The sequence below is a fragment of the Vibrio sp. Vb1337 genome (assembly GCF_033338715.1).
Lineage (GTDB): Bacteria > Pseudomonadota > Gammaproteobacteria > Enterobacterales > Vibrionaceae > Vibrio > Vibrio alginolyticus.
This window is the reverse complement of sequence record NZ_JAWOTD010000018.1, coordinates 25170-43423: the sequence shown is the minus strand read 5'-3', so window position 1 is coordinate 43423 and position 18254 is coordinate 25170. Positions and strand designations below refer to the sequence as shown.

18 protein-coding genes are annotated in these 18254 nt (G+C 45.1%); 7 read left to right on the top strand and 11 right to left on the bottom strand.

Features of this window, described 5'->3' with window-relative positions; all coding sequences use genetic code 11:
• Positions 1 to 107: 107 nt before the first annotated feature.
• Positions 108 to 728, bottom strand: coding sequence for an FKBP-type peptidyl-prolyl cis-trans isomerase (locus R7E42_RS18135; RefSeq protein WP_005383137.1), 621 nt, complete (start codon positions 726 to 728; stop codon positions 108 to 110).
• Positions 729 to 960: 232 nt separating this feature from the next.
• On the opposite strand from R7E42_RS18135, the gene R7E42_RS18130 reads away from it, so the two are divergent.
• Positions 961 to 1557, top strand: coding sequence for a LysM-like peptidoglycan-binding domain-containing protein (locus R7E42_RS18130; protein ID WP_017820296.1), 597 nt, complete (start codon positions 961 to 963; stop codon positions 1555 to 1557).
• 91 nt (positions 1558 to 1648) lie between these two features.
• Here the strand turns inward: R7E42_RS18130 and R7E42_RS18125 are convergent, their stop codons facing one another.
• Complete coding sequence (locus R7E42_RS18125; protein WP_017820295.1) at positions 1649 to 2110, bottom strand: GNAT family N-acetyltransferase; 462 nt, start codon at positions 2108 to 2110, stop codon at positions 1649 to 1651.
• 142 nt (positions 2111 to 2252) lie between these two features.
• Between R7E42_RS18125 and dbpA the strand changes: the two genes are divergently transcribed.
• Positions 2253 to 3632 (top strand): ATP-dependent RNA helicase DbpA, encoded by a 1380-nt coding sequence (gene dbpA / locus R7E42_RS18120; RefSeq protein WP_318072897.1) that lies wholly within the window; start codon positions 2253 to 2255, stop codon positions 3630 to 3632.
• A 54-nt stretch (positions 3633 to 3686) separates the two neighbouring features.
• On the opposite strand, the gene R7E42_RS18115 is transcribed toward dbpA, so the two are convergent.
• Together R7E42_RS18115 and cpdB are read right to left on the bottom strand one after the other, a co-directional pair.
• The gene (locus R7E42_RS18115) at positions 3687 to 4265 is read right to left on the bottom strand and encodes a Crp/Fnr family transcriptional regulator (protein WP_213871821.1); all 579 of its coding nucleotides are present in this window, start codon (positions 4263 to 4265) and stop codon (positions 3687 to 3689) included.
• A 97-nt stretch (positions 4266 to 4362) separates the two neighbouring features.
• On the bottom strand, positions 4363 to 6324 hold the full coding sequence (gene cpdB, locus R7E42_RS18110; protein ID WP_318072896.1) for a 2',3'-cyclic-nucleotide 2'-phosphodiesterase: 1962 nt from the start codon (positions 6322 to 6324) through the stop codon (positions 4363 to 4365).
• A 275-nt stretch (positions 6325 to 6599) separates the two neighbouring features.
• On the opposite strand from cpdB, the gene cobA reads away from it, so the two are divergent.
• The 5 genes from cobA to cysC all read left to right on the top strand — a co-directional run bounded on the left by cobA (position 6600) and on the right by cysC (position 12510).
• Positions 6600 to 7475 (top strand): uroporphyrinogen-III C-methyltransferase, encoded by an 876-nt coding sequence (gene cobA / locus R7E42_RS18105; RefSeq protein ID WP_031780800.1) that lies wholly within the window; start codon positions 6600 to 6602, stop codon positions 7473 to 7475.
• A 59-nt stretch (positions 7476 to 7534) separates the two neighbouring features.
• Entirely contained in the window at positions 7535 to 8443 is a 909-nt protein-coding gene (gene cysD / locus R7E42_RS18100; RefSeq protein ID WP_005379592.1) for a sulfate adenylyltransferase subunit CysD, read from the top strand.
• Between the two features lie 18 nt (positions 8444 to 8461).
• Complete coding sequence (gene cysN / locus R7E42_RS18095) at positions 8462 to 9892, top strand: sulfate adenylyltransferase subunit CysN (RefSeq protein WP_017633444.1); 1431 nt, start codon at positions 8462 to 8464, stop codon at positions 9890 to 9892.
• A gap of 251 nt (positions 9893 to 10143) precedes the next feature.
• Complete coding sequence (locus R7E42_RS18090) at positions 10144 to 11868, top strand: SLC13 family permease (RefSeq protein WP_005379596.1); 1725 nt, start codon at positions 10144 to 10146, stop codon at positions 11866 to 11868.
• A 24-nt stretch (positions 11869 to 11892) separates the two neighbouring features.
• The gene (cysC, locus tag R7E42_RS18085) at positions 11893 to 12510 is read left to right on the top strand and encodes an adenylyl-sulfate kinase (RefSeq protein ID WP_005379598.1); all 618 of its coding nucleotides are present in this window, start codon (positions 11893 to 11895) and stop codon (positions 12508 to 12510) included.
• An 89-nt stretch (positions 12511 to 12599) separates the two neighbouring features.
• Here the strand turns inward: cysC and R7E42_RS18080 are convergent, their stop codons facing one another.
• The 7 genes from R7E42_RS18080 to R7E42_RS18050 form a co-directional block, all read right to left on the bottom strand.
• Entirely contained in the window at positions 12600 to 13505 is a 906-nt protein-coding gene (locus tag R7E42_RS18080; protein ID WP_005379599.1) for a TIGR03899 family protein, read from the bottom strand.
• Positions 13506 to 13827: 322 nt separating this feature from the next.
• On the bottom strand, positions 13828 to 14322 hold the full coding sequence (locus tag R7E42_RS18075; protein ID WP_005379600.1) for a DUF3299 domain-containing protein: 495 nt from the start codon (positions 14320 to 14322) through the stop codon (positions 13828 to 13830).
• A 4-nt stretch (positions 14323 to 14326) separates the two neighbouring features.
• A complete protein-coding gene (locus R7E42_RS18070; protein WP_053306844.1) occupies positions 14327 to 15586 on the bottom strand; it encodes an ABC transporter permease in 1260 nt (419 codons plus the stop codon).
• Positions 15583 to 16311 (bottom strand): ABC transporter ATP-binding protein, encoded by a 729-nt coding sequence (locus R7E42_RS18065; RefSeq protein WP_053349702.1) that lies wholly within the window; start codon positions 16309 to 16311, stop codon positions 15583 to 15585. Before R7E42_RS18065 ends, R7E42_RS18070 begins: the two co-directional genes overlap by 4 nt.
• Before the next feature lie 52 nt (positions 16312 to 16363).
• On the bottom strand, positions 16364 to 17008 hold the full coding sequence (zrgA, locus tag R7E42_RS18060) for a zinc uptake protein ZrgA (RefSeq protein ID WP_053349701.1): 645 nt from the start codon (positions 17006 to 17008) through the stop codon (positions 16364 to 16366).
• A gap of 134 nt (positions 17009 to 17142) precedes the next feature.
• The gene (locus R7E42_RS18055) at positions 17143 to 17442 is read right to left on the bottom strand and encodes a DUF2607 family protein (protein ID WP_080996158.1); all 300 of its coding nucleotides are present in this window, start codon (positions 17440 to 17442) and stop codon (positions 17143 to 17145) included.
• A 227-nt stretch (positions 17443 to 17669) separates the two neighbouring features.
• Entirely contained in the window at positions 17670 to 18221 is a 552-nt protein-coding gene (locus R7E42_RS18050; RefSeq protein WP_005383122.1) for a YtfJ family protein, read from the bottom strand.
• Positions 18222 to 18254 lie beyond the last annotated feature (33 nt).

The window sequence follows — 18254 nt, the reverse complement described above, 5'->3', positions numbered from 1 at the left end:
AAGGCTATCAGAGTGAAAGGTTCAGAGGTGAGAAAGTTTATTCAGTTTAGACAAAAAAACGGCGCTAGTGCGCCGTTTTATTTAATCATAATTGAAAATGGTTTCAATTAGATAATATCTAATAGTTCTACTTCGAAAACTAAAGCTGCAAATGGAGGGATAGCCGCACCAGCGCCACGCTCACCGTACGCAAGATCTTGTGGTACGTATAGCTTCCACTTAGAGCCAACAGGCATTAGTTGTAGTGCCTCTACCCAACCTTTGATTACACCTGTAACAGGGAATTCAGCAGGTTGACCGCGAGATACAGAGCTATCGAATACAGTACCGTCAGTTAGCTCACCGTGGTAGTGAACGCGAACTGAGCTTTCTGCTGTAGGAACTGCACCAGTACCTTCAGAAATGATTTCGTACTGAAGACCAGAGTCTAGAACGTTAACTTCAGGTCGTAGAGCGTTGTCTTTTAGGAACGCTTCGCCTTCTGCTGCCGCAATTTTTGCTGCTTCTTGGCGAGCTGTTTCTGCACGAGTGTGAAGTTCTTGTAGTGCTTTGTTGATTTCATCAATTTCGATTGATGGCATGTCACCAGTTAGTGCTGTTGCAATACCCGCTGCGATAGCATCAACGCTAAGACCTTCAAGACCAGAGCCTGCAAGTTGCTGACCCATTTGCAGACCAATGCCGTAGCTTGCTTTTTGTTCTGCAGTTTCAAATTTAATTTCAGACATGAATGTCGCTCTTATTAGGAGTGATAAAGGTAACAGGATATCAGTTTCGAGCTTAGGTTTAAATGATTGCGACTGAATGCTTAATTGAGGCGGCCAGGTTGTGACTTATCTCTTACTCCAAGTGAAATTTCTGCTAATTTAATCCCAATTCCATTTTAGTTTGGTGAAAAACATATACTCTCCGCGTCGGTATTTTTATACTGACCGTAGAAGTATTAAGGGACTCATTACAATGAATCGTCGCAGAAAGAAAAAGCAGCAAGTCGACTATGTCGAATTGGTTAAACAAAAATTCGCTGCTATCGACTGGAAGCAGCCGTTCAACAAAGAGCAATGGTTGGAGCGTATACAGCCTGTTAAGCAGTTTTGGTTGCGTCTGCCTAAATTTCATCAGCGTGCTTTGATGGTCTTAGTGCCATTGATTCTGGTACTCCTTGTTATTCCTTTGCCAAATAAAACAGATCAACCAGTTGAGCAGACTGAGGTCGATCATCAACGCGTAGCGATTGAGCTGAACGCGCAGAGTTTAAGCCAGCAGAGAACCTCTCAGAACTCTGGACCGAAATCTGAAGACTGGAAAGAGTACACGGTTAAAAATGGTGATACATTAGCGCAGGTTTTCAGAAGTAATCAGCTCTCTATGGCGGATCTTAGCGCTCTGGTCAAAATAGAAGGCAGTGATAAGCCGCTAAGCCAAATAAAGCAGGGACAGTTGATTCGCTTTAAGCTTAGTGACGAAGGCGAGTTAGATATGCTACAGCTGGAAAAAAGCGGGCGGTCCGTTATGTTTTTCCGTTTGTCGGATGGGACCTTTGGGCGTAACAAGTAAACGCTTCAAATGAAAAGACGCGAATATATCGCGTCTTTTTAGTTAGTTTTTTAATTCGATTAGTTTTCATAGTAACCAATCGAATTGAAACTTATAGCGCTACGGATTCTTTCCGCATATCCACATGAGGGATACCATCTTCAAGGTAGCACTCTGAGATAACCTTGAATCCATGACTTGCATAAAACTGGATGAGGTGTTCTTGAGCACCTATATCTATTGTCTGCCCTGGCCATAATGTTTCGCATTGTGCCAATGCCTTGTCCAATAACTTATGACCTAAGCCACCGCCTCGCGCGGTCTGCTTTGTCACCACTCGACCAATACTCACATTGTCATACGTAGTGCCTGCGGGCAGTAATCGTGCGCAAGCAACCAGTTCATCACCGTGATAGCCTATTAGATGATAAACGCCTTCGAGTGTGTCCTTACCATCAAGTTCAGGATAAGGGCAGGTTTGTTCAACAACGAATACATCCACACGCAATTTCATCATTTCATACAGCTGTGTGGTTGTTAGCTGAGCAAAGGGCAAAGTAATCCAAGTGAGCATGTTGTCATCCGTAATGAGAATAGAGTGACTGACTTTACTTTGTTTTGAGCTCATACTCATTAACAAAGGTTAATTAGCACTGGTTTTCCCACCAAATCTGGTGATAATGTGCCCTCTTTCCATCTCACCTGAGGATATCCCCGTGAGCAAACAAACATTCGATCAAGTAGGGCTTAACCCAGCGTTACTTGCCACACTTGATTCCCTGAACTATACCCACATGACGCCAATTCAAGCTTTGAGCTTGCCTGCAATCCTAAAACATCGTGATGTCATCGGGCAGGGTAAAACGGGCTCAGGTAAAACCGCTGCATTTGGTTTAGGGGTTTTATCGAACCTCAACGTCAAACGCTTTCGTGTCCAGTCATTAGTATTGTGTCCAACGCGTGAGCTTGCAGACCAAGTAGCGAAGGAAATTCGTACTTTAGGTCGCGGCATTCATAATATTAAAGTGCTTACTCTCTGCGGTGGGATGCCTATGGGGCCACAAATTGGTTCGCTGGAGCATGGTGCGCATATCCTAGTTGGTACTCCTGGTCGTATTTTGGATCACCTTGAAAAAGGCCGAATTGATCTTAGCGAACTGAATACCTTGGTGCTAGATGAAGCTGATCGCATGTTGGACATGGGGTTCCAAGACGCATTAGATGCAATCATCGATGCAGCGCCAAAGCAGCGTCAAACTCTACTTTTCAGTGCTACTTTTCCAGAAAAAATTGAGCAAACTGCGCAGCGTATAATGCAGACACCGGAAGTGATTAAGGTGGAATCGACGCATGATACCTCAAGCATTGCGCAGTACTTCTATAAAGTTGAAGGCTCGGAAGCACGTGATGAAGCATTGGCGAATTTGCTGCTGACTCACCAGCCAGAGTCCGCGGTGGTTTTTTGTAATACCAAAAAAGAAGTGCAAAGTGTCGCAGATGAGTTGCATCACAAAGGATTCAGCGTTATCGATATCCATGGGGACTTAGAGCAGCGTGAACGCGACCAAGCATTGGTGCAGTTTGCTAACAAGAGTGTGTCTATCCTTGTTGCAACAGACGTTGCAGCGCGTGGTTTGGACGTTGATAATCTTGATGCTGTCTTTAACTTTGAGCTATCGCGCGATCCTGAGGTTCATGTGCACCGTATTGGTCGTACAGGTCGTGCGGGTAGTAAAGGTTTAGCGTTCAGCTTTTTTGGTGAGAAAGACGGTTTACGTGTAGCTCGTATTGAAGAATACCTAGAGATGGACGTGGTACCAGCAACATTGCCTGCCAAATCAAATCAGCAGCCATACCAAGCGAAGATGGTTACGATTAACATTGATGGCGGTAAGAAACAGAAAGTACGACCGGGTGATATTTTAGGTTGTTTGACAGGAAAAAATGGTATTCCAGGCTCTCAAGTCGGAAAGATTCACCTGTTCCCTGTACGCGCTTATGTTGCCGTCGAAAAGTCTGTGGCTAAAAAGGCTCTACAGACCATTAGTAACGGCAAGATGAAAGGGCGCCAATTCCGGGCGCGAATTCTTAAATAGCTCAAATAGCAGAGAAAAAGCTCTTCGTTTGAAGAGCTTTTTTCTTTTTTGAGTTTATTTGAGAGTGTGATCTTTGGTTAAGCGCGCTTTGATTCGGCTCAAACTGATTGGCGTAATGCCCAGGTAGGCCGCAATTTGACTATCGGTAATACGTTGCTTTAAATCTGGGTAATGAGCGCAAAATAATTGATATCGTTCTTCTGGAGAGTAGAGCAACATAAAGCGTTCTTTGTTCTCTTTATTAATCAGTTGGTTTTCGAGTAGCTTTAAGTAAATGGCGTGCTTTTCTGCTCGCCAGTGATGCAACGTTTCAATTGGCAAGCAAAATAGCTGACAAGCGCTCAGCGTTTCCAATAAGTAAGGCGAAGGTTGGTCCTTTATTATGCTCTCAAACCCGATAACCCAGTCCTTCTCCCAATAAAATTCTTTACTGAATTCTTTGCCGTGCTCAGTAAGATAGCTTGCGTGGCATAACCCCTCAATGATGAAGTAAAGGTGTGAGCTAAACTCCCCTTGGTGATTAAGAATGTGGCGTGTAGGCAGTTCGAGCAACTCACCATTTTCAATAAGTTGGTTTGCTTCTGTCTCTAAAAAGCCATGTTTGACTAAGTCTGAAAAAAGATCGCTGTGCATGTGATAACTCAGAAACGGTTTTCTTTATTTTAACGGGTTTTATTGATAACAAAAAAGCGGCTCATGAGAGCCGCTTAGTGTTGTTGTCAAATCAACCTTATTTATTCAGATCGATTTGATAAATTGCGAAACCAATGTCGTCTGTTGACACGCGTTTCATTGGGTATTGTCCTTTCTCTTTGATGAACTGCGCCGCTTTATCGCTAGGGGAGGTTTCGAAACGAATATCTAGCTTGTTATCGGACTTAATCGGTGCGAAAGACCAGTTGTTGTCAGCGCTTGGTGTCACTTCTCCTTTTTCTTCACTCACGCGAGAAATATAAGTGGCGACGACAGAGCGGTTTTCATCTGGTGCGTCAAATGCAATGAAATCTGGGCCTGTACCAGGGAAAGTATTACTATAAGCACGGTAGTTATTGGTTGCGATGATGAAATCTTGCTTCGGATTGACAGGCTTACCATTGAACGTCAGGTTCACAATACGCTGAGAATCCGGATTAATCACTTTACAATCCGCATCGTACTTCGGCGGTTGGGTAACGTCGATTTGGTAGTTAACCCCATCAATAACATCGAAGTTGTAAGTACGGAAATTATCCCAATCAATCAAAGATTGCGGTTTAGGATTGTTGATGTCGATGTGGTTGAATTGACCCGCACTGCACTCTAGCCATTCGCGAACTTCTTTACCTTTCACTTTCATCGCAACCAAGGTGTTTGGGTATAAGTAAAGATCGGCCGCATTACGGAAGGTGAGCTGACCGGATTCTACTTCTGTAAAGTTATTCGGATCGTTCTTACGACCGCCTACTTTAAATGGTGCTGCCGCACTCAGTACTGGAATGTCAGAAAGGTCTGGGTCGCCTTGAATAAAGCGTTCTACGTAGTCTTTCTGAGCAAGGTTAACGATTTGAATGGTGGGGTCGTCCTGCACTAATGCCAAGAAGCTGTACATGACATCATTTGCTTTGCCGATTGGTTGGTTTACAAATTCACGAGTGCCTTTGTGATCTTCTTCTAACGCTTTCACAATATCTTCATCGGCTTTAGCTAATGACTTCTTATTTACTTTATCGAAGATAGGGCGTGCTTCTGCTTGGCCTTCGACGACTTGCCATCTGCCGTCTTTCTCTTTCAGCATCAAATCCATCACACCTACGTGACTTCCCCAGCGGCCCGGCATCACGGACGTTACACCATTGATGGTCCCTTTATCTATGTCAACACTAGGTAGGTTTGCGAAGTCTTTCCCTGGGAAGACGGCGTGAGAGTGGCCAAAAGCAATCGCATCAATACCTTCAACTTCTGTGAGGTAGTAAACAGAGTTTTCAGCGCCTAGTTTGTATAGATCAGTAGAAATGCCCGAGTGTGGAATCGCCACAATCACGTCTGCGCCTTCTTTCTTCATTTGAGGAATCAGTTTCTCTGCGGTTTCCTTAATGTCTTTAGCAAAGACTTTGCCTTCTAAGTTCTTCTTATCCCATACCATAATTTGTGGTGGTACAAAGCCGATGTAACCCACTTTTATTTGATGCGCTTCGCCGTCTGTGTCTTTAAATGTGTGAGTTTTGATGAGGTAAGGCTTGAAGTAATGCTCACCGGTTTGTTTATCAAATACGTTTGCATTGATGTAAGGGAAGTTTGCCCCCTTCAACGTCGTTTGTAGGAAATCTAAGCCATAGTTGAACTCATGATTGCCAATGTTGCCCACATCGTAGTCTAGCTTGTTCATCGCTTTGTAGACTGGGTGCACGTCGCCGGGATTAATCCCCTTTGCCGCCATGTAATCGCCCATTGGGCTGCCCTGAATTAAATCACCGTTATCTACTAGTACCGAGTTTTCTGCCTCGGACTTAGCTTGTTTCACTATTGTTGCTGCGCGACTTAAACCGATTTGCTGTGATGGTTGGTCTTTGTAGTAATCGTAATCCATTACGTTGGTGTGAATGTCGGTGGTTTCGATAATACGAAGCTTGATGGTATCGGCCATTGCTGGGCCAGCAAGCGTTAGCATGCCACTTAATACTGCGAGGGAAATAGGATGAACTGCCACTTTCATTTGGTGCTCCAATTCGATGATAAGGGGAAATCGTACTGCGTAATGTATCAAACACAGGTGCAACTCGATGATAAAGATACAGAAAACTGTGAACATTAATCAGTTTACTGAACCTTATTCATATTAACCGCCGACTTTTGCACGCTTTTGAATGAGACCAAACAAAAACTTCTTAGCAGATTTTTGAATAAAAAATGAAATTTTAGAATTTCAGGTAATATAAACGCCCCGCCATAATGCTTACATAACGATATCAATGGACGATGAGCAAGCACATGGCAACGAACGATTCAGTCACTTCTTTTCCTAAACCAAAGCCCCGGTTAGTTTCTGACAACCCAGTCGCTGGTGTTACTCGTTTTGCAAAGCAATCGCTACAGCCTGGTGAAGTCGCCTTAGTAGGTGCAGGACCAGGCGATCCTGAACTTCTGACGGTGAAAGCACTGAACTGCTTGCAGCAAGCTGACGTGGTTTTGTACGACTACTTGGTGTCTGAAGAAATCATGGCATTGATTCCAAGCGATACGATTTTGGTGTGCGTTGGGAAGCGAGCTGGGCATCACAGTGTGCCGCAGGAGAAGACGAATCAGCTTTTGGTGGATTTTGCCAAGCAGGGCTACAAAGTAGTGCGCATTAAAGGTGGTGATCCGTTTGTATTTGGTCGTGGTGGTGAAGAGTTAGAAGTGCTTGCTGATGCCGGCGTTCGTTTTCAAGTTGTCCCTGGCATTACCGCAGCAGCTGGCGCAACCGCTTATGCTGGTATTCCACTGACTCATCGTGATTATGCGCAATCGGCCATCTTTGTGACTGGCCACTTGAAAGAAGAAAGTGATGAGATGGATTGGTCCACGTTGGCGCGTGGGAATCAGACTTTAGTGATCTACATGGGGCTGATGAAATCACACTATATTCAGAATCAACTCATTAAGCATGGTCGTTCAGCGTCGACTCCGATTGCCATTATTGAGCGTGGCACGCAGATTCAACAAAAAGTATTTACGGGAGAACTCTCCCAACTCTCTGATTTATCGAAGGAAGCACAGTCGCCATCTTTGATTGTTGTCGGAGAGGTAGTGCGACTGTCTCAAAAGTTAGACTGGTTTTTGTCTAGTACTGAATTCAACAAAAGTGCTATTGCCAACTCCATATAATTTCAGACCAAAGATTAGAGACGTAATGCGCCTTCAAGCTTAAAAAGGAAATACAAAACATGGACCAACAACGTTTAACTCACCTTAAACAACTCGAAGCGGAGAGTATCCACATCATCCGTGAAGTTGCGGCTGAGTTTGATAACCCAGTCATGATGTATTCGATTGGTAAAGACTCATCAGTGATGCTGCACCTTGCGCGTAAAGCTTTTTACCCAGGTAAGATTCCATTTCCATTGCTGCATGTTGACACCGATTGGAAGTTCCGCGAGATGATTGAATTTCGTGATCGCACCGCGGCCAAATACGGTTTTGAGCTTTTGGTACATAAGAATCCAGAAGGTCTAGCCATGGGCTGTAGCCCGTTTGTTCATGGTTCTTCTAAGCACACTGACATCATGAAGACTCAAGGCTTAAAACAAGCGCTGAACAAGTACGGTTTTGATGCTGCCTTTGGTGGTGCGCGCCGCGACGAAGAGAAATCACGGGCGAAAGAGCGCGTGTATTCATTCCGCGATAAGAACCATACATGGGACCCTAAAAACCAACGTCCTGAGCTATGGAAGACGTACAACGGTCAGGTTAATAAGGGTGAGAGCATTCGTGTATTCCCACTGTCTAACTGGACTGAGCTTGATATCTGGCAATACATCTATTTAGAAAACATCGAGATCGTGCCGCTTTACCTCGCGGACAAACGCCCAGTTGTTGAACGCGATGGCATGCTGATCATGGTTGATGATGATCGTATGGAGCTTCAACCGGGTGAAGTGATTGAAGAGAAGAGTGTGCGCTTCCGTACCCTTGGTTGTTATCCATTGACCGGGGCCATCGAGTCTGAAGCGAACACTTTAACTGGCATTATTGAAGAAATGCTGGTGGCAACGTCGAGTGAGCGCCAAGGCCGAGCGATCGACCACGATCAGTCAGGATCGATGGAGCTTAAGAAACGTCAAGGTTACTTCTAAAGGATCTAAGGAAAGATAATGAACAGTGCAGTTGAAGCTCAATTAGCCGAGCTTGGTATCGAAGGCTATTTAACACAACACCAGTACAAGTCGTTACTTAGATTCTTGACTTGTGGCTCGGTGGATGACGGTAAAAGTACATTAATCGGTCGCTTACTCCATGACTCAAAACAAATTTATGAAGATCAGCTAGCGGCAGTGCACTCAGACAGCCAACGTGTGGGTACCACGGGTGAAAAGCCTGACCTTGCGTTGTTGGTCGATGGCTTACAAGCTGAGCGCGAGCAGGGGATCACGATTGATGTGGCTTACCGCTATTTCTCGACGCAGAAACGTAAATTCATCATTGCAGATACTCCTGGACACGAGCAGTACACACGTAACATGGCTACAGGTGCATCGACATGTGACTTAGCTGTGATTCTAGTTGATGCACGTAAGGGCATTCTCGATCAAACTCGTCGTCACTCTTTCATTTCCAACCTGTTGGGTTTGAAGCACTTTGTTGTGGCGATCAACAAGATGGACTTAGTGGATTACTCCCAAGAGCGCTTTGAAGAGATCCGCGACGAGTATCTGAAGTTCTCTGAGAATCTGACAGGGGATATTGATATTCAAATCATCCCGATCTCAGCGCTTGAAGGGGACAATGTGGTGGATAAAGGCCAAAACCTGACTTGGTTTAAAGGCCCATCATTGCTTGAGCTTCTTGAAACGGTCGATGTGGATCAAGAAAAAGGCGCGGGTGAGTTCCGCTTCCCTGTGCAATACGTTAATCGTCCTAACCTCGATTTCCGTGGCTTTGCGGGGACCATTTCTTCTGGTTCGATCAAAGTCGGTGATGCCATTAAAGCATTGCCATCGGGTAAAACGTCAACTGTGGCACGTATTGTGACATTTGATGGTGATATTGAAGAAGCTCGTGCCGGATTAGCTGTCACTCTGACGCTAAGCGATGAGATCGATATTAGCCGTGGAGATTTGATTGTTCTAGATAATGCTCAAGTGGAAACCACAAACCATTTGCTTGCCGATGTGGTGTGGATGACAGAGCAACCCCTGCAACCGGGTCGTGACTATGACATCAAAATCGCAGGTAAGAAAACCGTAGGTCATGTTGAAGCGATTCGTCATCAATATGACATTAATAATCTCTCGACTCATAGCTCGGCAGAGCTGCCATTGAATGGTATTGGTTTGTGTGAATGGTCTCTTAATGAGTCAGTCGCGCTGGACAATTATCAAGACTGTGCAGATACCGGTGGCTTTATCATTATCGATCGTCTGACAAACGTGACGGTTGGTGCTGGCATGGTTAAAGAGAGCCTCGCCGTGGTTGAGCGCGATTTGACGGACATCTCTGCGTTTGAAGTTGAGCTTAATGCGCTTGTCCGTAAACACTTCCCACACTGGGAAGCAAAAGACGTCAGCCAGTTTCTGAAAAAGTAACTGGCTTACCCAAGTACGATAATTTCAGGCTCTGTCTGCTGTTGTACTTGGGGCGTCGCTACCTAACTGAATTGCGAAATGTCGTTAGGTATTCTCCTAATACCAGAATGCTTCGGTGGAGCCCAAGAAAACCGAGCATTCTGATGTTCTTTTCGCTTGCGCTGATTTTTGTCTGTTTGCTCGTTTGTCGGTGATTCATGGATAAATGAGTCGTTGTTGTGCCCTTTAGGGCTATTTGGTAAGGAAAGGCTATGTGGGAACAAGGGTTTGTGTTAGCGATTTTGCTTGGCATTATCACTTGCTTGCTTGTCACGAAAATTAAGCCTAGTTATGTCTTTGCGGGTGCCGCTTTTATTGCATTCATGGCTGGGATGATGGATTCAGCCACTATCGCATCCAATTTTACCAACTCTTCATTGTTAACTCTGGTTCTATTGATTCTTGCATCCTGTGCTCTAGAAAAAACACTGCTGATCAGTTGGGTGAGCCGAAGTATCTCTGAGGGCCAGTTAGGCAGCGTGATTGCTAAGCTCGGTGTGTCGACCGCCTTGCTTTCTTCATTTACGAATAATACCGCTGTGGTTGTCTCATTGATTGGGGCGATTAAGCGTAATCAGCAACATGCACCTTCGAAATTACTTATTCCCTTGTCTTACGCCGCCATTTTTGGTGGCACGTTAACTTTGATTGGTACGTCGACTAACTTAATCATCAACAGCTTTGTCGAAGACGCAGGCTTACCGAGCCTGAGTTTTTTTACACCTACGATGATAGGTTTGGCTGTGCTGGTGGGAGGGATGCTGATTCTTATCCCACTGAGCTACTTGCTACCGAATTATGATGATCAAAACCAAGAAGATTTACCTTACTTTCTTGAGTCTCGCGTTGAGCCAGGCTCACCGCTAGTTGGGCGTACGATCAGCGAGAATAATTTACGTGCGCTGCGCAAACTGTTTCTTGCAGAAGTGGTGCGCGATGGTGTTACTGTTTCTTCTGTGGGACCGGATTTTGTGCTCAATGCAAAAGACCGCCTGTTATTTTGTGGCGATGTTGAGAGCGTCGCGACCCTGCAAGAAATTCCGGGCCTCAAGTTGTTTGGTCAGCAGCACTTAAATGGGCAAAACTTTATCGAAGTTGTGGTGAGCTCGTCGGCGACGTTTTGCTACAAAACCCTCAAAGAGAGCCGATTCCGCGACCGATTCGATGCCGTTGTTGTGGCGATTCGCCGAGGCCACGAACGCCTAGAAGGTGGCTTGGGTAGCATTACCTTAGCGCCTGGGGACACGTTAGTTCTGGTTCCAGGCAAGCGTTTTGAGTCTGAACGCCGAGCTCATCGTAAAGAGTTTGTTTTAGTGCATGACTTGGACTCTAGCGCTCGGCTTGATACGAATAAGTCTTCCATTGTATTACTGGGCTTTGCAGCCGTAATTGGATGCGCTCTATTAGAGTTAGTACCGATTATTAAAGGTCTAGCTGCGTACCTTATCGCGCTTATTGCGTTTGGTATTGTGCAGATTTCAGAACTGCGCCGCCGTTTTCCGATCGATATCGTCGTGATTGTAGGTTCCGCTTTGTCTATTGCTCAACTGATGATCTCTTCTGGATTGTCAGAAAGAATGGGAGTGATGTTTATTGAAGCGTTTAATGGCTGGGGAGTATTTGGTGCCTTGGTGGCGACTTATATCATGACATTGGTACTCACTGAATTGGTGACAAACAATGCCGCGGCTGCGCTTTCTTTTCCTATCGGCTATAGTATGGCGGTGGGTTATGGCGTGGATCCGATGCCATTCATCATGGCGGTTTTGTTCGGCGCGAGTGCGAGCTTTATCTCTCCCTACGGTTACCAAACTAACCTGCTGGTGTACAGCGTAGGAAATTACAAATTGACCGACTACGTGAGAATTGGAGTGCCAATTTCGATTGTGTACTCTGTATTAGTACTTACTTTGATCCCGGTCTTTTTCCCGTTTTAATTCCGATATTTACAAGGATACGTTATGACTGCCGAAACGACGGTAAAAGATGAAAACATTGTTTGGCACCAGCATTCGGTTGATAAACAGTTTCGTGCTGAATTAAAGAAGCAAAAACCTGCCGTATTGTGGTTTACCGGCTTATCTGGAGCGGGTAAATCAACCGTAGCAGGTGCGTTGGAAAATCGCCTTGCAGCATTGGGTTACCACACCTATTTATTGGATGGTGACAATGTACGGCATGGTTTGTGTAGCGATTTAGGTTTTTCTGAACAGGACCGTCGCGAGAACATTCGTCGCATTGGTGAACTGGCGAAGTTGATGGCAGATGCGGGTTTAATTGTTCTGTCGGCGTTTATTTCACCGCATCGTGCAGAGCGGAAGTTAGTGCGCGATTTATTGCCAGAAGGCGAGTTTATCGAAGTGTATGTCAATGCATCTCTAGAGGTTTGCGAAGGTCGAGATCCTAAGGGTTTATACCGTAAAGCCCGTGCGGGAGAGATTCCTAATTTCACTGGTATTGATTCGGAATATCAAGCGCCAGAGAACCCTGAAATCGATTTGCCCGCGGGAGAAAAGAGTGTCGATGAGCTGGTGGATTTGTGCTTAATCGATCTTAAACAACGCGGTGTGATCCGATAAAAAAGCATTTAGATCATAGGTGACCTAAAGCTCTTTGAGCTGCTTGAGAAGTATTTGGATCATAGGTGATCAAATGCTTCTCAAGCTGGCTAGACGGTATGATGAACCGTACTTTTAGCTTCACTATGGACACTAAATCTATGATTTAACAGTGCAAGCATTTGATCGTAGTATTCGGCATGTGGTTTGTTTCCGAGCAAGGTACAGAGCTCATTACCTGTGGGTGTGAAGCGGTAATATAAAAGGCGGACACCTTTACTGTTTACGTTCAGTGACAAGTTTTTACCTTGGTAGGTGAGGACCAACGGTGTCTCGATACTAATTTCGCCAGATTCAAGTTCGGCACTGTGCAGCAGCCCTAATTCAATTAAGAGCAACAAGCTTGAATACGGCAGTTGAAAACTTCCCATATTTAGGCTGTTGGCGACGTCTCGCTTGCCGAAGCTAAATATGCCTCCTTGCGCTTTGTAACCAATCAACAGTTTTCTGCTGTGATCCCCTCCAAAACTGCACGCTAAAGAGGCGGCTCTTTGCAGAGTTTGTGCTTCCTTTGGTGACATATCTTTGAGGGTTTTCAACGCTTTCATGGATGTTGAGCCCGGATTGGTCACTTCACGCTTCATCACTTGAGCCCATAGCTTTTGCATCGCGCTGTTATGGATGTCTTGAGCCATCTCAAAAAATCGATGCAACCAATCTTGGTCTGGCTCTCCCGCTGTCTCATCTCGGCATGAACTGTGCGCTAATTTTAAAATCTGTTCTAAGTTTTTTTGTCGCTGTTCTTGGCGTCGTTGCTCTCGCAATTGGGCTCTTTCAAACGCAGATTTGGCTGGCGGTTCGGTTTGCAGTAAGGCGTCAAGACCGTGTATTTGGGCTATGGTTTTTACCTTACTAGCACTGTCTTTTATGTAGCCTTGTTTCTTTTCTTGTTGCGTATTTTTTTTTGTGTCTGACTGATGTTCGATGACAACAGGTTGCTTTGTCGGGTCTGCCATTCGTTTTCCTACCAAGAACTGCGTGGTTCGCACGTTTAAATTTACACCTTATCTGACCAAGCGACCAGACAGGAGTTCTCAGTTTTTGAACGAATAGGGCTATTCAAAATGATAATGAGTTGTTAAAATTGTTATCGTTATTTTGGAGGGGCTATGAAGTTCTCAGAAGCAGGTAAACTCAAAAAGCACCTGTCGATAGCGTTTCTTTTGGTTATTTATGTGGGCGTATTAGCGTATTTATCTCGTTATATCGTGTAGCACAAAGCTAAAAAAGGCGCCAGTGTGACGCCTTAGGTGTAGCGAGGCTTATCGACGACTTAAATTACATATCGTCGTAGGCTTCTATTTCTGATCCCTCAATAACGTAAGCCGTTTCTGCCAGTTCGTGGTTTATCGTCTCGGTTTTCAACGTTCCAACCACATATATAACATCCCACAACTCTTGAACAGGCGCGCCTTTCGGAAACTTCACGTAAATGATCTGGTTTGGAGGCGGTGGTGGCACGTGAATACAAGCTCCAAAATATGGCACCAATAAAAATTCGGTGACGGTATCGGCATCACCTTCAAGTGGGATAACAAACCCCGGAATTTTAACTTGGCTTCCGTTCAGTTCTGGTCGAACGTTACCAATCTTGGACTGCTGGGCTGCGCCACCACTGTGATCAGATGCGGGCATGCCTATACTGTCGAACAATTTACGCTCTTTTTCTGGAACAAGGTCAATCCAGTCAAGCTTTAATGGTTCTTCGCTGGCCATAACAGGCGCTGTGAATGCGACGACCAGCAAGCAACTTGCGAGTATTTTTTTCCACATTTTATTAAATCCTTATTGTCATTCCGTCACTCAGTGACTGTCGGTAGGCGCGGAGTGCGGGAATGAAACCAATCACAATACCAGCGCATTGTACGAAACCTAATAGCATCCACTCATAAGTAGATAAGATGCTTAAGGTGAGATGTATTCCATAGTGCTGTTGGATGATCGGCTGCGCGATAGCAAGAATGGCATACAGCCCAGTAACGCCAGTAATAATACCAGCAGCAGTAAGCAAGCTGGCTTCACTAATTAAGAGTGAGAAAACATGACGAGGCCTTGCTCCCATGGCACGCAAAATCGCCATTTCACGGCGGCGTTCCTGTAGGCTAGTTAATAGACTGCTTAACATACCTAACAACCCTGCGATCACGACAAAACCAGATACTGCCATTAGGGCTTGCTCTGCAACCGACATCATTCCCCATAACTCATGCAACGCAACGCCGGGCATAATGGCGCTGAGCGGCTCTTTGGGGTAGGTGTTAATTTGTCTTTGCAGGGCGAAAGTTTGAATACGAGATTTCAAACCAACGAGCATAGCGGTAATTTGTTTGGGCTGAAAGTCTCTGTTTTTGAGATCTTGTGCCTTGGGTGTCGGGCCCAAACGCGCACCACTTTCCCATCCGACGTGAATGGCTTCGATGGCTTCCAATGATACATGGACAGTTTTGTCGACTGGTGTTCCTGTAGGTGCAAGGATACCGACAACTTTAAATGGCAGATTGTCATGACGGCTAAAGCCAACGTCGCTAATGCCGTGGGCAATGATGATTTCGCTACCGATATCATAACCAAGTTGTTTAGCGACATCAGAACCTAGCACGGTTTCAAATAAACCATTGAATTCTCTACCCTTGCCAAATGTTAGTGGTTGCTTACTTCCAAACTTGTAATGCTCAAAGTAACTGTGATTGGTTCCCATAACTCGGAAGCCTTTATGCGAGTCGCCAAGCGAGATTGGAATAGCCCAATCGACTGAACGATGATTGGCAAACTCTTGGTAGCTTTTCCAATCGATGTTGTTGGTCGCATTACCAATACGAAACACAGAATAGAGCAATAGGTTCACTTGCCCAGAGCGTCCACCAATAATGAGGTCTGTGCCTGAAATTGTATTGGCGAAGCTATCCTTGGCTTGAGTTCGGATACGCTCGACGCCCAAGAGGAGTACCACTGAAATCGCAACGGTCATGATGGTTAGAATTGCCGTCGCTTTGCGGTTCATCAAGCTTTTCCAGGCGAGCTTTACAACAGCACTCATGATATGGCTCCTAGGCTAGATACTTGATTAATGTCGGGTAGATTGAGCGTGCGATCGAATAAGGGTTCGAGTGTTGGGTCGTGGCTAACGAATACCAGTGTGGCATTGGCTTGATTCGCTTGCTCCATAAGGAGCTCAATAAATGCTTTACGATTGTCATAGTCTAAAGCTGAGGTTGGTTCGTCAGCGATCACTAACTCTGGATGTCCTATCAGAGCTCGAGCCGCAGCCACACGTTGTTGTTGACCAATACTCAATTCAGAGACAGGGCGTGTATGAAGCTCGTTTGGCAAGTGCAGTCGTTCTAGTAGGGCCTGAGCCTGTTCATTTAACGTTTGAGATGAGGCACCTAAATGGGCACGGTCACGTCGTATTTTACTGAACTGACATGGCAATAATACGTTTTCAAGTACGTTAAGGTACGGCAATAAATTGAACTGTTGAAAGATGTAGCCAATATGATTGGCGCGAAAGCGGTCTCTCTGACTGGCACTTAAACTAGCAAGGTCAGTATCGAGTACAGATAGAGAGCCTGAAGTTAATGTGTTAATCCCCGTCAACAAAGCGAGCAAGGTCGATTTACCGCAGCCACTTGGACCTTTGATAAACACATGCTCGCCTTGTGTAATGTGTAATTTGGGGATGCGGATGGTTGCGTTGGTTGAACCGGGCCAGAAAAATTGGGCATCCTCTAGCTCGACAACATTTGGTGTGGTTTCAGTCATATTAAATCACCAAAGCTGTGGCGTGTAAGTGGGTACTTACACGCCACTCGTGTTATTTGATTACGATTTGGGTGTTATCTTTGCTTAATTTAATTGCTGATTGCATGGTATCAGTGAATATATTGACGCTGATGGACTCTGTAGTTGGGAATTGGTTAAACCAATCGGTTTGGATTTGGCTAAGCTGATTAACTTGTTCGCAACTGAAGCGATATTGCACCGAAAATTCACCGTGACCGCCATGATCGTGCGCCTCATCATGATCGTCATGGTGGTCATGTTTATCATTATGATCATGATGTTCGTGCCCTTCATGATCGTGATGTGCATGGTCATCATGGTCGTGCTCACTATGATCATGTTCCTCATGAGTTTCGCTTAGGTTGTGGCTCACGTAAGCTTCTTCAATATTACAATCAGCTTGTGAGTTAATAGCGAACAATGCGTTGCTGTCTTCGAGTGTAGCGACGGCTTGTTTAAGCGCTTGCTCTTGTTGCGCGTTTTCTGGAGCATGCTCGAAACCCACAACATCAGCTCCAGGAGCTGTGATCTCTACTAACAGATCTTTGCCATCTTGGGCGATATTAAACTCGACGTGACCATGCACATGAGCACCATGCTGGCGGTATTCGTTTGCATTCGCTGCTGTCGATAAAGTGAGGCCAATAGCAAGGGCTAAAACGTGTTTTGATGACATTGTATTTTTCCTAATTTTACTGGCATTAACCAAAGGCGGTATTGCTCAGATTCGAGTTTCACTAAGTTATTGTTCCCTGACACACTAGGTGCGGAAATGAACTCAATAATTTTGAGTGTGGAATAGTTTGGAAATTAAGCAAAATAAGGAGGGGCACGAGCAGCGCCAAGAACTTCTTCGCCGTACACGAGATGCAAAAAAACATGATGATGCTGGGCGCGCGTAAAAGTCGGTGTAGAGAGGGTAGGTTGTACCTTTGCTATACCGTGCTGAACACCAGAAAATAATTGGCAATGATGATGGGTATGATGGTCGGGCGTCAGATCAACTTGATGAAGTACAACCGCAAAGTTCCAAGCGATCAGCAACGCAACACTGAAAAATAAAGCAGTGCGATACCAATATCTTAGTATTTTTTGCTGGTGGTGGTACATCTGAGCTCCTCTTACCGACTGTTATAATATAACACCCATAATGAATAAAAGTTCACTCTTTTGTTGGCTAGCAGAAAAATTTAACTCAACACATACGTGCCGAAAAATATTGGTAATACTCTCTGATGGAAGTGTCGCACTTATAAAGAGCAGAGTTATCACTGCCCATGCTTCTAATCAAATTCATATAGCTCCTTACAACAGGAACAAGGAGCCATTCAATGAAGCTAGATGTTCTGTTTAATAAGCTCAATGACTTTTGTTATCTCATCTTGCTCAAGTGCGCCCTCTTTGACAAACAGAACTTTGCCCGTTTTGTCTTGAACAATAATGGCCGAGCTTTCTTCTTTCAGGTCCCAAGTATTAGCAACTACGCCATTTTCATCAAGAACCATGGATGACCAAGGAAACTCTTTTTTGCTGTCTTGAGCTGAAGACTTCACGAAAGAGCCTGTCCCCCAAATTGCATCATCTTGGTTGATGATAGTCGTCGTCTGGTAGCTTTCTTGTGGAAAATTTGCCGCTGTTATTGCCGACATTAAAGGGGCATTCATCTCTTTTGAACTGCTACGGCCTGCGATGGCTTGAATAACACGAACTTTGCCTTGCATATGTTGAGTTGCCCAGGGTTGGTATGCAACGCCTTCGCCTTGTAAAACAATCTCGCCGTAAGCGGCAACATTGACAGGAGGAACGCTTTTACCCACTGACAAGTTGTGTGCAAAGGTCAAGCTTGGCGTTAAGGCCAGTAGTAGAGGTAGGAGAGTCTTAGTTTTCATATTGTTATATTCCGTACGAGGTTTGGAAGCTTC

Coding starts and splice junctions, on each gene's coding strand:
- R7E42_RS18135 (WP_005383137.1), bottom strand. CDS start 728: ATGTCTGAAATTAAATTTGAAACTGCAGAACAAAAAGCAAGCTACGGC.
- R7E42_RS18130 (WP_017820296.1), top strand. CDS start 961: ATGAATCGTCGCAGAAAGAAAAAGCAGCAAGTCGACTATGTCGAATTG.
- R7E42_RS18125 (WP_017820295.1), bottom strand. CDS start 2,110: ATGCTCACTTGGATTACTTTGCCCTTTGCTCAGCTAACAACCACACAG.
- R7E42_RS18115 (WP_213871821.1), bottom strand. CDS start 4,265: ATGCACAGCGATCTTTTTTCAGACTTAGTCAAACATGGCTTTTTAGAG.
- cpdB (WP_318072896.1), bottom strand. CDS start 6,324: ATGAAAGTGGCAGTTCATCCTATTTCCCTCGCAGTATTAAGTGGCATG.
- cobA (WP_031780800.1), top strand. CDS start 6,600: ATGGCAACGAACGATTCAGTCACTTCTTTTCCTAAACCAAAGCCCCGG.
- cysD (WP_005379592.1), top strand. CDS start 7,535: ATGGACCAACAACGTTTAACTCACCTTAAACAACTCGAAGCGGAGAGT.
- cysN (WP_017633444.1), top strand. CDS start 8,462: ATGAACAGTGCAGTTGAAGCTCAATTAGCCGAGCTTGGTATCGAAGGC.
- R7E42_RS18090 (WP_005379596.1), top strand. CDS start 10,144: ATGTGGGAACAAGGGTTTGTGTTAGCGATTTTGCTTGGCATTATCACT.
- cysC (WP_005379598.1), top strand. CDS start 11,893: ATGACTGCCGAAACGACGGTAAAAGATGAAAACATTGTTTGGCACCAG.
- R7E42_RS18080 (WP_005379599.1), bottom strand. CDS start 13,505: ATGGCAGACCCGACAAAGCAACCTGTTGTCATCGAACATCAGTCAGAC.
- R7E42_RS18075 (WP_005379600.1), bottom strand. CDS start 14,322: ATGTGGAAAAAAATACTCGCAAGTTGCTTGCTGGTCGTCGCATTCACA.
- R7E42_RS18070 (WP_053306844.1), bottom strand. CDS start 15,586: ATGAGTGCTGTTGTAAAGCTCGCCTGGAAAAGCTTGATGAACCGCAAA.
- R7E42_RS18065 (WP_053349702.1), bottom strand. CDS start 16,311: ATGACTGAAACCACACCAAATGTTGTCGAGCTAGAGGATGCCCAATTT.
- zrgA (WP_053349701.1), bottom strand. CDS start 17,008: ATGTCATCAAAACACGTTTTAGCCCTTGCTATTGGCCTCACTTTATCG.
- R7E42_RS18055 (WP_080996158.1), bottom strand. CDS start 17,442: ATGTACCACCACCAGCAAAAAATACTAAGATATTGGTATCGCACTGCT.
- R7E42_RS18050 (WP_005383122.1), bottom strand. CDS start 18,221: ATGAAAACTAAGACTCTCCTACCTCTACTACTGGCCTTAACGCCAAGC.